The following is a 14,332-nucleotide window of genomic DNA, read 5'->3' on the forward strand; positions in this document are numbered from 1 at the left end:
GAAAAGGCGGAAACCAGCTCGCTGGCGACGAGTGTAATCGTTAGGCAGGCAAGTAAAAATGCGATCCAGCGCACAACAGTGTTGACTGCCAGTCAATAAACGGGCCGCCAGACAGCGAAATTTTGCATAAACCGCAGCGCGCAACCGGCCGCCGCCGGCGATCCTTGCGCCAACTGTGACAGCCACCCTGCAGATGGGTTACTATCGCGGGCAGAATCGACAAGCGATGCCTTTTGTCGTCCAAGGGATTGCCAAGCCACGGTCTGAGGATAATTGAGTAATGAGTGATCTGACTCATGACGGTGTAGAGCGTTTACCGCTGCACACATTCACTGAAAACGCCTATCTGAACTATTCCATGTACGTCATCATGGATCGGGCGTTGCCGTACATTGGCGACGGTTTGAAGCCGGTACAACGCCGCATCATCTACGCCATGTCTGAACTGGGGCTGACCAACAGCGCCAAATTCAAGAAGTCCGCCCGCACCGTGGGCGACGTGCTGGGTAAATATCACCCGCACGGCGACAGCGCGTGTTATGAAGCCATGGTGCTGATGGCGCAGCCGTTCTCGTATCGCTATCCGCTGGTGGACGGCCAGGGGAACTGGGGTGCGCCGGACGATCCCAAGTCGTTCGCGGCGATGCGTTATACCGAATCGCGCCTGTCCAAATACGCCGAGGTCTTGCTGGCCGAACTGGGCCAGGGCACGGTCGACTGGATCCCGAACTTTGACGGCACGCTGCAAGAGCCGAAGATGTTGCCGGCGCGCCTGCCGAACATCCTGCTGAACGGCACCACCGGCATCGCGGTCGGCATGGCGACCGACATTCCGCCGCACAACGTGCGCGAAGTCGCCGCCGCCGCGGTGGCGCTGCTCGACAAGCCGGGCGCTTCGCTCGATGACCTGCTCGAGTTCGTGCAGGGGCCGGACTTCCCGACCGAAGCCGAGATCATCACCCCGCGCGATGAAATTCGCAAAATTTACCAGAGCGGCCGCGGCTCGGTGCGCATGCGCGCCGTGTGGAAGAAAGAGGATGGCAGCGCGGTGATCACCGCCTTGCCGCATCAGGTTTCCGGCGCCAAGGTGCTGGAGCAGATAGCCAGCCAGATGCGCGCCAAGAAGCTGCCGATGGTCGAAGACCTGCGCGACGAATCCGATCACGAGAACCCGACGCGTCTGGTGATCGTGCCACGTTCCAACCGCATCGATCTGGAGCAGGTGATGAATCACCTGTTCGCCACCACCGATCTGGAGCGCAGCTACCGCATCAACATGAACATGATCGGTCTGGACAACCGCCCGCAGGTGAAAGGGCTGGTGGAGATCCTCACCGAATGGCTGGCCTACCGTCGCGATACGGTGCGTCGCCGCCTGAACTACCGCCTCGAGAAGGTGCTCAAGCGCCTGCATATCCTCGAAGGTTTGCTGGTGGCGTTCCTCAACATCGACGAGGTGATCCACATCATCCGCAGCGAGGATGAGCCGAAGCCGGTGCTGATGCAGCGTTTCGGCATCTCCGATACCCAGGCGGAAGCGATCCTCGAGCTGAAACTGCGTCACCTGGCCAAGCTGGAAGAGGTCAAGATCCGCGGCGAGCAGGACGAACTGGCGAAAGAGCGCGATCAGCTGCAGGCGCTGCTGGCGTCCGAACGCAAGCTGAATACGCTGATTAAGAAAGAGATCCAAGCCGATGCGCAGACCTACGGCGACGATCGCCGTTCGCCGCTGACCGAGCGCGCGGAAGCCAAGGCGATGAGCGAGCACGACTTCGTGCCGTCCGAACCGGTGACCATCGTGCTGTCTGAAATGGGATGGGTGCGCAGCGCCAAGGGCCATGACATCGATCCGACCGGGTTGAGCTACAAGGCCGGCGACAGCTTCCGCGGCGCGGCGCGCGGCAAGAGCAATCAGCCGGTGGTATTTATCGACTCTACCGGGCGCAGCTATGCGCTCGATCCGATGACGCTGCCTTCGGCGCGCGGGCAGGGCGAGCCGCTGACCGGCAAGCTGACGCCGCCGCCGGGCGCCACCATCGAGCAGGTGCTGATGGCGGCCGACGATCAGAAGCTGCTGATGGCGTCCGACGCCGGTTACGGTTTCGTCTGCACCTTTAACGACCTGGTGGCGCGCAACCGCGCCGGCAAGGTGATGATCACGCTGCCGGACAACGCCAGAGCGCTGCCGCCGATGGAGATCCACGGCGCAGACGATATGCTGCTGTCGATCACCGCCGCCGGGCGCATGCTGATGTTCCCGGTCGCCGATCTGCCGCAGCTGTCGAAGGGCAAGGGCAACAAGATCGTCTCCATTCCGGCGGCGCAGGCCGCCGCCGGTGAAGACAAGCTGGCCTGGCTGTTCGTGCTGCCGCCGCAGGCGTCCGTCACGCTGCACGTCGGCAAACGCAAGCTGACGCTGCGTCCGGAAGATCTGCAGAAGTTCCGTGCGGAACGCGGCCGCAAGGGCACCCAACTGCCGCGCGGCCTGCAGCGCATCGATCGCGTCGAAGTGGATGCGCCGGTGCGGGCGTCGGGTGGCGACAGCGAAGAGTAAGCGTTGGCACCAGCGTTAACGGGCGGTCGCAGCATGCTGTGGCCGCCTTATTTATTTTTGCTGGCGTTTATTTTCCAAATAGTTAACATTTCTGCGCATAAAATTATTGTGCGTACTGCCGCCTGGCGGGAAAATAGCGAGAAATGCAGGCGACATAGGCGTGCTTTCCGCCTGGTCGGCAAATAATGAGTAAAGGAATCTGCGCAGCGAAGTAAACTGCGTTGGCAGTGTGCTAATGAGGTTGTTATGTTATTGATTTTGCGTGCCGTTCTCGCCACTCTTTTCTGTATTCTGGTGTGTATTTTCGGTTCGGTTTATTGCTTGTTCAGTCCGCGTAATCCTCGCCATGTGGCGACCTTCGGTCATCTTTTCGGCCGTCTGTCGACGCTGTTCGGCATCAAGGTTGAAACCCGCGTGCCGGCCGATGCGGCCAACAACGGCAACTGCATCTATATCGCCAACCACCAAAATAACTACGACATGGTGACGGCCTCTAATATCGTGCAGCCGCGCACCGTGACGGTCGGTAAAAAAAGTCTGGTGTGGATCCCGTTTTTCGGCCCGCTGTATTGGCTGACCGGTAATCTGCTGATAGATCGTGATAATCGCGCCAAGGCGCACGGCACCATCGCCCAGGTGGCGGAGCAGTTCAAGAAGAAAGACATTTCGATCTGGATGTTCCCGGAAGGGACCCGCAGCCGCGGCCGTGGGCTGATGCCGTTTAAAACCGGCGCGTTCCACGCGGCCATCGCCGCCGGCGTGCCGATTGTGCCTATCTGCGTATCCACCACCAGCGGTAATATAAATCTTAATCGCTGGAATAACGGCCATGTGATCGTCGAGATGTTGGCGCCGGTGGATACCAGCAAATACGGCAAAGAAAACGTGCGCGAGCTGGCGGCCCATTGCCGCGAGCTGATGGAGGCGAAAATCGCCGAATTGGACGCCGAAGTCGCCCAGCGCAACGCCGCCAAAAAATAAGAGTCTACCGGCTTCAAAGAAGAGTTTTTTAATTGGCGTTCAGCGCCGTTAACGCCTGAGCGCCTGCTAATCTTGATTGGCGGGCGTTTGGGTTTTGCACACGGTTTAGTTATTGCTTTTCATGGAGAAAATATGTCACTCAGTCGACGTCAGTTTTTACAGGCATCGGGCCTGGCGCTGTGCGCGGGCGCCGTGCCGCTGAGGGCTGAGGCGAGCGGAACGCAGACCCCATTACCCATTCCCCCGCTGCTGGAGTCTCGCCGCGGTCAGCCGCTGTTCCTGACCTTGCAGCGCGCCCACTGGGCGTTTATGGATAACCGCAAAGCGGCGGTGTGGGGCATCAACGGCATGTACCTGGGGCCGACGGTGCGGGTTTACAGCGGCGACGACGTCAAACTGATCTACAGCAACCGCCTGCAGGAGCCGGTGGCGATGACCATCAGCGGTTTGCAGGTGCCGGGCACGCTGATGGGCGGCGCGCCGCGCATGATGTCGCCCAACGTCGACTGGTCGCCGGTGCTGCCCATTCGTCAGGCGGCGGCTACCTGCTGGTACCACGCCAACACGCCAAACCGCATGGCGCCGCACGTGTACAACGGGCTGGCCGGATTGTGGCTGGTGGAGGATGCCGTCAGCAAAGCGCTGCCGCTGCCCAACCACTACGGCGTCGACGATTTCCCGCTGATCATTCAGGACAAACGCTTCGATAACTTCGGCACGCCGCAATACGATGCGCCGTCGCAGGGCGGCTTCGTCGGCGATACGCTGTTGGTCAACGGCGTGCAAAACCCGTATGTCGACGTGTCGCGCGGCTGGGTGCGTTTGCGTTTGCTCAACGCCTCCAACGCGCGGCGTTATACCCTGCAGCTCAGCGACGGGCGGCCGTTCAACGTGATCGCCAGCGATCAGGGCTTCCTGCCTGCGCCGGTTGCGGTGCAGCAGCTGTCGCTGGCGCCGGGCGAGCGCCGGGAAGTGCTGATCGACATGTCGAAGGGCGACGAGGTGACCATCACCGCCGGTGAAGCGGCGGGCATCATGGATCGCCTGCGCGGCCTGTTCGAGCCGTCGAGCATTCTGGTGTCCACCCAGGTGCTGACGCTGCGCCCGACCGGCCTGCTGCCGCTGGTAACCGACAACCTGCCGATGCGCCTGCTGGCGGATCAGCTGTTGGACGGCAGCGCCAGCCGCACCCGCGATTTCCGCCTGGGCGACGGCGGCGTCGGCATCAACGGCGCAATTTGGGACATGAACCGCATCGACGTACAGGCGCAGCAAGGCACCTGGGAACGCTGGAACATTCATGCGGATACGCCGCAGTCGTTCCATATTCAGGGCGTGCAGTTCCTGATCAAACGCGTCAACGGCGCGCAGCCGATGGCGGAAGATCGCGGCTGGAAGGATACCGTCTGGGTCGATGGCGACGTCGAGCTGCTGGTGTATTTCAACCAATCCACCTCCGAACACTTCCCGTTCCTGTATTACAGCCAGACGCTGGAGATGGCCGATCGCGGCACCGCCGGCCAGCTGATGGTGCAGCCGACGATGTAACCCGCTCTGCGGGCCGCTTAGGGCGCCCGCAGCATCGCCAAAAAAGCCTGCACCACCGGCGTGACGCTGTCGGTACGGTATACCGCATACAGATCCGCCGGGGGCGCCTGCTGCAGCGAGCAAAACCGCACGCCGGGCCACGGGATGCGGCCGTAGCTGTCCGGCAGCAGCGTAATGCCGCAGCCTTCCGCCACCAGCGCCAGCAGGGTTTGCGGTTCATTGACCTGATAAGCGACGTCCGGCAAAAATCCCTGCTGCAGACACAGATTGTGCAGATACAGCCCCAGGCTGGCCTCATGCGGCGGCAGCACGATGAAGCTGTCGTTCTGCAGCGCCGCCAGCGGAATGTTTTCCTGCTGCGCCAGCGGATGATCAAGCGGCAGCACCACGGCGATGCTTTCGCGCGCCAGCCGTTGGCAGCTCAATCCCGGCAGCGTCTGCTGCTGCGCCTCTCGCCATACCCCGATATCGATATGCCGCTTTTGCAGCGCGGCGATTTGCTGGCTGGGCGTCAGCTCATTCAACGACCAGGTAGCGCCGACGCTCTGCTCGCTGAACCGCCGCAGCGCCGCAATCAAGCCGCCCCAGGCCGAGGTGCCGACCATGCCGACCACCATGTGGCCGCCTTCGCCGCGCCCCATTTGTTGCACCTGATGCAGCGCGCTGTCGGCCTGATCCAGCAGCCGCTCGACGTTGCGCAGCAGCGTGCGGCCGGCCGGCGTCAGCGTCATGGAGCGGGTGGTGCGTTTGAACAGCATCACGCCGAGCTGGTTCTCCAGCTCTTTGATGTGCTTGCTGAGCGGCGGCTGTGACATATTCAACCGCCGCGCCGCCTGAGTGAAATTCATCTCTTCCGCCACCACGCGGAAATAGTGCAGCAGGCGGAAGTTAATCCGACCGGGATCGGGCAGGGCATGGGGCGGGTTCATCCGGGGTATCGACTCCTGTGACGCAGCTCAACTTATAGATAAATGGAATAAATCGGCCGCCAAGAATGTATTGGTCTCGGCCGCGCCTCGCTCTCTACTATGGGGCTTATTGTCCCCCGCTTAAAGAGAGAATACGATGTTTAATCAAGAAGATGCTTTTATCTGCGCCGATGTTGTCCGCGCACGTCTGCCGGGTTTTCAGCCGAAAGCGGCCTTGATTCTCGGCTCCGGTCTCGGCGCTCTGGCGGAGGTGATGACCGAAACCGTCACCCTCGATTACGCGGCGCTGCCGGGCTTCCCGGTGAGCGGCGTCGCCGGCCACGCCGGGCAACTGGTCGCCGGCAAGCTGGAGGGCGTGCCGGTCTTGTGCATGAAAGGGCGCGGCCACTTCTATGAAGGGCGCGGCATGCAGGTGATGACCACCGCAGTGCGCACCTTCAAACTGCTGGGCTGCGAATTCCTGTTGGCGACCAACGCCGCCGGTTCGCTGCGCCGCTCGGTAGCGCCGGGCAGCCTGGTGGCCATTACCGATCATATCAATTTCATGCCGGAATCGCCGCTGGTCGGTGCCAACGACGAGCGCTTCGGGCCGCGCTTCTTCAGCCTGGCGAACGCCTACGATCGCGATCTGCGCGCCCAACTGGCGGCGGTGGCCGAAAGCGCGGGCATCCCGCTGGCGGAAGGGGTGTTCGCCGCTTACACCGGGCCGAACTTCGAAACGCCGGCGGAGATCCGCATGATGCAGACCCTCGGCTGCGACGTCGTGGGCATGTCGATCGTGCCGGAAGTCCTGACGGCGCGCCACTGCGGCCTCAAGGTGCTGGTGGTGTCCGCGATGACCAACTACGCCGAAGGGCTGTCGGATACGCCTCTTTCTCACGAACAAACGCTCAGCTGCGCGGCGCTGGCGGCGGACGATTTCATGCGCCTTATCCGCGAGCTGTTCAAAACGCTGTGACACCGTAAGCAAACCGGCGGCGGGCTGCAGGGGGCCCGCCGCACCAATCATCGTTGAAAGCATAATAACAAGGTGATGGCGATGGCGATAAAAACACGATTGAAGGTGATGATTTTCCTGCAGTTCTTTATCTGGGGCGCCTGGCTGGTGACGCTGGGCTCCTATATGATCAACACGCTGCATTTCAGCGGCATGCAGGTGGGAATGGTTTACAGCGCCAAGGGGATCGCGGCGCTGATCATGCCGGGCCTGGCGGGCATCATCGCCGACCGTTGGATGAGGGCCAACTACCTGTATGCGCTTTGCCACCTGCTCGGGGCGCTGGCGCTGTACTGTGCGGCGCAGGTTGAGCAACCGATGCTGATGTTCTGGGTAATGCTGTTCAACGCCATGGTCTATATGCCGACCATCGCGCTCTCCAACGCCATTTCCTATTTTTGCCTGGAGAAGCACGGCTTTGACACGGTAAAGGACTTTCCGCCGGTGCGGGTGTACGGCACCGTGGGATTCATTCTGGCAATGTGGCTGGTCGGTTTCAGCCAAATCGAGCTCAGTAATCTGCAGCTGTATCTGGCTTCTGCGGCGTCGCTGCTGCTGTCCGCCTATTCGCTGACGCTGCCGCGCTGCCCGACCAACCGCGCGGCCGAGTCGAAGCGCTGGGTGAGCGTGCTGGGGCTGGATGCGCTGGTGCTGTTTCGCCAGCGGCGCATGGCGCTGTTTTTCCTGTTCGCCATGTTGCTCGGCGCGGCGCTGCAGATAACCAACACCTTCGGCAACCCGTTCCTGCACGATCTGTCGCTCAATCCGCTATATCAGGACAGCCTCAGCGTCCGGTATCCGGCGGTGCTGCTGTCGCTGTCGCAGATCTCTGAAGTGTTCTTTATCCTCACCATTCCCTTTTTCCTGCGCCGTTACGGCATCAAGCAGGTGATGCTGATCAGCATGGCGGCCTGGACGCTGCGTTTCCTGTTCCTGGCCTACGGCACGCCGGTTGGTTTTGGTTTCGTGCTGCTGCTGTTGTCGATGATCGTTTACGGTTGCGCGTTCGACTTCTTTAATATTTCCGGCGCCATTTTCGTCGAGAAGGAGGCCGATCACCGCATCCGAGCCAGCGCGCAGGGGCTGTTCATGACCATGGTCAACGGTCTGGGCGCCTATGTGGGGGCGCTCGCCAGCGGCGAAGTGGTGGATTTCTTCAGCCGTGACGGCGTGAAAGACTGGCAGAGCATCTGGCTGGTGTTTGCGCTGTATACGCTGGTGCTGGGGATTGTGTTCGCGTTGAGCTTCAACTATCGCCACTCGCCGCAGGAGAGTGCGGCGGCGGCGCAGTAAGGCTGAGGGCGCTGGATGGCGGCGCCCCTGAAACGTCAGGCCTGCGGGAAGCGTTGTTGCAGTTGATGCCGGTCCGGCGGATTGGCGGCGCCGAGGCTGGCCACCACGCAGGCGGCGAGCCGGTTGGCCAGATCGACCGCCCGCGGCAGCGGCCAGCCGGCGGACAGCCCCGCCAGCAAACCGGCGCAGTGGGCATCGCCCGCGCCGATGGTATCGATGACGTCCACCGGATAGGCGGGAACGTGCAGCGGCGGCGTGCGGCCGTCGCAGATCCAGGCGCCGTCGCGATCCAGGCGGCAGATCAGCGTCAGGTTACGGGCGGCGGCATAGCGCTGCGCGGCATCCACTGCGTCGCCGGCGCCGCACAGCGCGGCCACTTCGTCGCGGTTGAGCGTCAGCAGGGTGTGGCTGTCGCTGAGCATGGCGAAGAAATCTTCGCTGAGCTGGGCGATGCGCGGGCCAGGATCGATCAGACGCGGTTGGTCGAACGGCATGCGCGTCAGCCACTCGCGCAGCGCTTCGCCGTTTTCGCCCGCCAGCTCGTAGCCGCTGGCGTAGATCAGGGTGTGTTCCGTCAGCGGCAGCGTGGCCAGCTGCGCTTTATTCCATTGGCTTTCGCAACCGGAAACCGTGATGAAGGTGCGTTCGCCGTTCGGCTCCACCAGCGCCAGGCACCAGCCATTGTCCATCTGGCCGTGGCGCAGCAGCACCTCCAGCCCCAGTTCGCCCATGGCGGCTTCGATCGCCGCGCCCCATTCGCCGTTGCCGACCGGCATACCGTTGATCACCGGCACTTTAAGGCGCGTCAGCGCGCGCGCCACGTTGAACGCGCAACCGCCGATTTGCCGCGCCTGCGGCTGGGCTTCGATATCTTCGCCGCTGGTCGGCAGGCGCGGCAGCGCCATCACCAGATCGCCGACCGCGCCCCCCATCACCAGGACAGGCGTTACAGCTTCCCATTCATTCATTGATGTTCTCTGCGTTGGGTCAGGTACAGACCGTAAGCGATCAGACTAACCGCAAACGACACAAACAGCCCCAGACTGGAGTCGGCAAACAAGCCTTTAGCCAGCGGGCCGTCGATAAAACCGGTTTTGGTGACCAGCAGGCCGCACAGGGCGCCGAGGAACCAGCAGAACAGCGGGGCTTTGCGCACGCCGCGGTTCTGGCCATGCAGGCCGTACAAAGCGTTGCCATCATACCCGTGGCGGCGGCGCAGGCACAGGTAATCGAGCAGGAAAATCGCCTCCCAGGCCGCCAGGAACACCCCGCAGAACACCAGGAAGGAGATGAACGGCCCCATAAAGTCACCGGAGATGAACAGCACATACAGGGCGATACCCAGCACCACCACGGCGTCGATCGATACCGCCAACCACTGTTTGACCTGCACGCCGATGGTCAGCAGGTTAAGGCTGGCGGAATACAGGCTGAGCACCGCGATGGTGACGATGCCGGCGGTGGCGGCCAGCAGATAAGGGATCGCCATCCAGGCGGGCAGCACTGAGCCTATCAGCGCGATGGGATTGGCGGCGTTGGCCAGATCGGGCAGCTGCACGGAAAGCAGAATGCCGGCCAGCATCAGCAGCATCAGCGGCAAACAGGCGCCGCCCATCACCGCGGCGAAAATGCTTTTGCTCGACGAATTCGGGCTTTGATAGCGGCTGTAATCGGCGCCGGCGATCGCCCAACTGATGCCGGTACCGGCGGCGATCACCGAGACCGCCGGCAGGAAGCCGGTCAGCCAGCTGCCGGAAGGCAGCTCCAGCACCTGGCTCCACTCGGTGTTGAACAGGATATAGAGCACCACGATCAGCGTCATGGTGCCGAAGATGCGGCTGAACCAGCTTTGCATCCAGACTACGGTATTCTGCCCCAGCAGGCTGACGACGATAGTGAGCCCGGCGAACAGCAACAGGCTGAGCGCGGTCAGCAGATGGCTGGCCCCCAGCCCGAAGGCCTCGAACAGCGCCGCCAGCGTCAGGGCGCCGGTGATCACGTTGACCGCTTCCCAGCCCATCAGATTGATCCAACTGAACAGGGTAGGCGCCACGTTGCCCTTCAGCCCGAAAATCACTCGCGACAGCGTCAGCGTAGAGGTGCGCCCGCGCTTGCCGGCGAAGCTGGTGAGGCCAACCAGCACGAAGCTGGCGACGCCGAACAAGGCGGCGAGCACCGATTGCAGGAAGGATAAGCCGAAGCCGACGATGATGGCGCCATACACCACGCCGAGAATGCCGATATTGGCTGCAGACCAGATCCAAAACAGCTCGATGGGCCGCCCGGTCTGTTCCGCATCCGGCACCCGGTCGATACCGGTGCTCTCTACCTTCCATGCTTCATTGCGATTGATATCGGTCATAGCAATTGATCCCTGTTGCGCAGGGCCTTGAGGGCCGCCGCAGTTAACTGAAAAGCGATTTTGTTGGCGCTGCGGCCGCCGCCTCGGATGAGGCTTGCCGACCGCACGGCGCCAATGAGTGTAGACAAAGAGTGGGTCTGCAGCGGAGTTTGGAAGAGAGAGAACGTTTTTATTTGCAGGCATCAGTCCGTTTCACCCGGCGCAAGGGGGATCGCGCGAGGGGATGATGAGCCGTGAGCAAGCTATCCATTAGCACCGTTGCTTATTATTTGTCATTTGTAGTGGCGTCTTGGGCAACGTGACCCATCGGGTACGGCGAGAAGCGGGCAATTCATCCCAAAGGGTCGTCCATCCGCTTCAGCGAACGGGATGCGGACAGCGTATGCCCGCTGCCTGACCATCAGGTGCGTCCTGTCTGGTCGGCAGCGGATTTTTAGTTGTTTTAAAGGTGGATCCCTGGTGTTGGTGCCATTGATGTTTCAACATCAATAAGCACAGATTACGCGCGATCTAGATCCAATGAAAGTCCATTGAATAAAAATTGTGATGCCCCTCTGAAAACATTAGCAATATTTTAGTTATGGTGAGAGGCTTTATCGCAGGATCGGCGATAGGAGAAAGCGAAGTTTGGGCATAGGGCGGAACAAGAGGGCGGGCGAATGACGGATTTTATGGCCTGGCTGCGTGAACATCTGGCGCAGGGGGCGGCGGCGCCGCGCTATATTCAGCTGGCGACGGCGATAGAAACCGCGATCAGGCAGCAGGTGCTGGCGGCGGAGGCATTTCTGCCGCCGGAGCGACACATGGCGGAAGGTTTGGCGCTGTCGCGCGTCACCGTCAGCAAGGCGATGAAACTGCTGGAGGAGAAGGGGCTGATTTCGCGGCAGCAGGGCGTTGGCACCCGCGTGGCGATGCGTATCGGCTATTCCCTCGATAAGGACAGCGGTTTTACCGCTCAGGCGCTGCGTCACGGCAGCAGCGTCAGCAACCGATGGCTGCTGCGCGCGCGGGTCGGCGCGCCGGCCAAGGCAGCGGCGGCGCTGGGGATCGCGGAAGGGGATGAGGTGGTCAAACTGCGGCGTTTACGCTTGCTGAACGGCAGCCCGGTCTCGCTGGAAACCACCTATATTCCGCTGCGCTTCCTGCCTGAACCGGCGCAGCTGGAGCATTCGCTGTATGCGTTATGGCAATCGCGCGGCATCGTGCCTGAAGATAAACACTTTTTGTTGAAGGCGGTGTCCTGCAGCGGCGAGGTCGCCGAGCTGCTCAACGTACCGTGCGGCGCGCCGTTGTTGCACATCCTCCAAACCAGCCGCAACGCCCGGGGCGAGGCGCTGGAGTTCAGCGATATCTTGTGCCGCAGCGACGTTTATGAATTCGAGGTGAATGGTTAGCGAAATAACCATGCTCTTTTTGCCACTAGTGCGTATAATCGCCGCCCGGCGATTAATTAACCTGTAAAAAGAGCAGCAGAATGAGCACCACCAGCCTGATCCAACCCGATCGTGAACTGTTTTCTTATAAGCCTTATTGGGCGGAATGTTATGGCACCGCGCCGTTTTTACCGATGTCGCGAGCAGAGATGGATCAACTGGGCTGGGACAGCTGCGACGTGATCATCATCAGCGGCGACGCCTATGTCGATCACCCGAGCTTCGGCATGGCGATCATCGGCCGCATGCTGGAAGCGCAGGGCTTCCGCGTCGGCATCATCGCGCAGCCGGACTGGAGCAACAAAGAAGACTTCATGCGGTTGGGGAAACCGAATCTGTTCTTCGGCATCACCGCCGGCAACATGGATTCGATGATCAACCGCTATACCGCCGATCGCAAACTGCGCCACGACGACGCCTACACCGCCGGCAACGTCGGTGGCAAGCGCCCGGATCGCGCCACCCTGGTCTACAGCCAGCGCTGCAAAGAAGCCTATAAAGACGTGCCGATCGTGCTGGGCGGCATCGAAGCCAGCCTGCGTCGCATCGCCCATTACGACTATTGGTCGGATACCGTGCGCCGCTCGGTGCTGGTGGACTCCAAAGCCGACATGCTGATCTACGGCAACGGCGAACGCCCGCTGGTGGAAGTGGCGCACCGTCTGGCCGCCGGCGAGAAGATCGGCGATATCCACGATATTCGCAATACCGCGGTGATGCGTAAAGAAGCGCTGCCGGGCTGGAGCGGCGTGGATTCCACCCGCCTCGACAAGCCGGGCCGCATCGAACCTATCCCGAACCCGTACGGCGAGGATCTGCCGTGCGCCGACGGCGCCAAACCGAAGGAGCCGGAAGCCAAGCCTGTCACGGTGCGCGCCGCCAAGCCGAAGCCGTGGGAGAAGACCTACGTGCTGCTGCCGTCCTTCGAGAAAGTGAAGGGCGACAAGGTGCTGTATGCGCACACCTCGCGCATTTTGCACCATGAAACCAACCCCGGCTGCGCCCGCGCGCTGATGCAAAAACACGGCGATCGCTACGTGTGGATCAACCCGCCGGCGATCCCGCTGACCACGCCGGAGATGGACAGCGTCTTCGCCCTGCCTTACCAGCGCGTGCCGCACCCGTCCTACGGTCAGGAGCGCATTCCTGCCTACGACATGATCCGCTTCTCGGTGAACATCATGCGCGGTTGCTACGGCGGCTGTTCGTTCTGTTCGATCACCGAGCACGAAGGGCGCATCATCCAGAGCCGTTCGGAAGATTCGATCGTTCGCGAAATCGAAGAGATCCGCGACAAAGTGCCGGGCTTTACCGGCGTGATCTCCGATCTGGGCGGCCCGACCGCCAACATGTATATGCTGCGCTGCACCAACCCGCGCGCCGAGCAGACCTGCCGCCGCGCCTCGTGCGTGTATCCGGAGATCTGCACTTATATGGATACCAACCACGAGCCGACCATCAAGCTTTACCGCCGCGCGCGTTCGCTGGAGGGCATCAAGAAGATCCTGATCGCCTCCGGGGTACGTTACGATCTGGCGGTGGAAGATCCGCGCTATATCAAGGAACTGGCGACCCACCACGTCGGCGGCTACCTGAAGATCGCGCCGGAGCACACCGAAGAAGGCCCGCTGTCGAAAATGATGAAACCGGGCATGGGCAGCTACGATCGCTTCAAACAGCTGTTTGATCACTATTCGAAGCAGGCGGGCAAAGAGCAGTACCTGATCCCGTACTTCATCTCTTCGCACCCGGGCACCCGCGATGAAGACATGGTGAACCTGGCGCTGTGGCTGAAGAAGAACCGTTTCCGCCTCGATCAGGTGCAGAACTTCTATCCTTCGCCGATGGCCAACTCCACCACCATGTATTACAGCGGCAAAAACCCGCTGAGCAAGGTGGGGTACAAGAGTGAAGACGTGGTGGTGCCGCGCGGCGAGCGCCAGCGTCGCCTGCATAAGGCGCTGCTGCGTTACCACGATCCGGCCAACTGGGCGCTGATCCGCACCGCGCTGGAAGAGATGGGGCTGAAGCACCTGATCGGCAGCCGCCGCGAGTGTCTGGTGCCGGCGCCGAGCATCGACGAGCAGCGCGAAGCGAAACGGCTGCAGCGCCACACCCGACCGGCGTTGACCAAGCATACCGACATCAATCGGCAGCGCACGCCGTCCAACCGACCGCCGCGCAAACCGATTCGCAGGGCCAAGCCGTAACGACGAGGCCCGCGCGCAAACAAAA

10 protein-coding genes are annotated in these 14,332 nt (G+C 61.7%); 7 read left to right on the plus strand and 3 right to left on the minus strand.

The annotated features are described in order from the left end of the window. The first annotated feature begins 280 nt into the window (after nt 1–280). From parC to ftsP, 3 genes are all read left to right on the plus strand, one after another. Nucleotides 281–2,554 (plus strand): DNA topoisomerase IV subunit A, encoded by a 2,274-nt coding sequence (parC, locus tag ITX55_RS12095; protein WP_004937261.1) that lies wholly within the window; start codon nt 281–283, stop codon nt 2,552–2,554. A gap of 246 nt (nt 2,555–2,800) precedes the next feature. Then, nucleotides 2,801–3,535 (plus strand): 1-acylglycerol-3-phosphate O-acyltransferase, encoded by a 735-nt coding sequence (locus ITX55_RS12100; RefSeq protein ID WP_004937266.1) that lies wholly within the window; start codon nt 2,801–2,803, stop codon nt 3,533–3,535. A 132-nt stretch (nt 3,536–3,667) separates the two neighbouring features. Then, entirely contained in the window at nt 3,668–5,083 is a 1,416-nt protein-coding gene (gene ftsP, locus ITX55_RS12105; RefSeq protein ID WP_033644615.1) for a cell division protein FtsP, read from the plus strand. 17 nt (nt 5,084–5,100) lie between these two features. On the opposite strand, the gene ITX55_RS12110 is transcribed toward ftsP, so the two are convergent. Continuing rightward, nucleotides 5,101–6,012 (minus strand): LysR family transcriptional regulator, encoded by a 912-nt coding sequence (locus ITX55_RS12110; protein WP_206357830.1) that lies wholly within the window; start codon nt 6,010–6,012, stop codon nt 5,101–5,103. Nucleotides 6,013–6,148: 136 nt separating this feature from the next. Between ITX55_RS12110 and xapA the strand changes: the two genes are divergently transcribed. Continuing rightward, complete coding sequence (gene xapA / locus ITX55_RS12115; protein ID WP_033651299.1) at nt 6,149–6,970, plus strand: xanthosine phosphorylase; 822 nt, start codon at nt 6,149–6,151, stop codon at nt 6,968–6,970. Nucleotides 6,971–7,051: 81 nt separating this feature from the next. Continuing rightward, complete coding sequence (locus tag ITX55_RS12120; RefSeq protein ID WP_089192639.1) at nt 7,052–8,302, plus strand: nucleoside permease; 1,251 nt, start codon at nt 7,052–7,054, stop codon at nt 8,300–8,302. Nucleotides 8,303–8,337: 35 nt separating this feature from the next. Here the strand turns inward: ITX55_RS12120 and ITX55_RS12125 are convergent, their stop codons facing one another. Together ITX55_RS12125 and ITX55_RS12130 are read right to left on the minus strand one after the other, a co-directional pair. Further along, a complete protein-coding gene (locus ITX55_RS12125; protein WP_223085088.1) occupies nt 8,338–9,270 on the minus strand; it encodes a PfkB family carbohydrate kinase in 933 nt (310 codons plus the stop codon). Beyond that, nucleotides 9,267–10,664: a cytosine permease gene (locus tag ITX55_RS12130; RefSeq protein ID WP_223085089.1), complete on the minus strand. Its 1,398-nt coding sequence runs from the start codon at nt 10,662–10,664 to the stop codon at nt 9,267–9,269. The genes ITX55_RS12125 and ITX55_RS12130 overlap by 4 nt, the downstream gene beginning before the upstream one ends. A 659-nt stretch (nt 10,665–11,323) precedes the next feature. Between ITX55_RS12130 and ITX55_RS12135 the strand changes: the two genes are divergently transcribed. After that, complete coding sequence (locus tag ITX55_RS12135; RefSeq protein WP_149542313.1) at nt 11,324–12,058, plus strand: GntR family transcriptional regulator; 735 nt, start codon at nt 11,324–11,326, stop codon at nt 12,056–12,058. Between the two features lie 80 nt (nt 12,059–12,138). Continuing rightward, nucleotides 12,139–14,307: a YgiQ family radical SAM protein gene (locus tag ITX55_RS12140; protein WP_033644623.1), complete on the plus strand. Its 2,169-nt coding sequence runs from the start codon at nt 12,139–12,141 to the stop codon at nt 14,305–14,307. The last annotated feature ends 25 nt before the right edge of the window (nt 14,308–14,332 follow it).

This window comes from Serratia sp. EWG9 (assembly GCF_019913725.1).
GTDB lineage: Bacteria > Pseudomonadota > Gammaproteobacteria > Enterobacterales > Enterobacteriaceae > Serratia > Serratia ureilytica.

Bases quoted from the DNA above. Each gene is read 5' to 3' on its own strand.
- xapA (WP_033651299.1), top strand. From the start codon at position 6,149: ATGTTTAATCAAGAAGATGCTTTTATCTGCGCCGATGTTGTCCGCGCA.
- parC (WP_004937261.1), top strand. From the start codon at position 281: ATGAGTGATCTGACTCATGACGGTGTAGAGCGTTTACCGCTGCACACA.
- ITX55_RS12125 (WP_223085088.1), bottom strand. From the start codon at position 9,270: ATGAATGAATGGGAAGCTGTAACGCCTGTCCTGGTGATGGGGGGCGCG.
- ITX55_RS12110 (WP_206357830.1), bottom strand. From the start codon at position 6,012: ATGAACCCGCCCCATGCCCTGCCCGATCCCGGTCGGATTAACTTCCGC.
- ITX55_RS12130 (WP_223085089.1), bottom strand. From the start codon at position 10,664: ATGACCGATATCAATCGCAATGAAGCATGGAAGGTAGAGAGCACCGGT.
- ITX55_RS12135 (WP_149542313.1), top strand. From the start codon at position 11,324: ATGACGGATTTTATGGCCTGGCTGCGTGAACATCTGGCGCAGGGGGCG.
- ITX55_RS12100 (WP_004937266.1), top strand. From the start codon at position 2,801: ATGTTATTGATTTTGCGTGCCGTTCTCGCCACTCTTTTCTGTATTCTG.
- ITX55_RS12140 (WP_033644623.1), top strand. From the start codon at position 12,139: ATGAGCACCACCAGCCTGATCCAACCCGATCGTGAACTGTTTTCTTAT.
- ITX55_RS12120 (WP_089192639.1), top strand. From the start codon at position 7,052: ATGGCGATAAAAACACGATTGAAGGTGATGATTTTCCTGCAGTTCTTT.
- ftsP (WP_033644615.1), top strand. From the start codon at position 3,668: ATGTCACTCAGTCGACGTCAGTTTTTACAGGCATCGGGCCTGGCGCTG.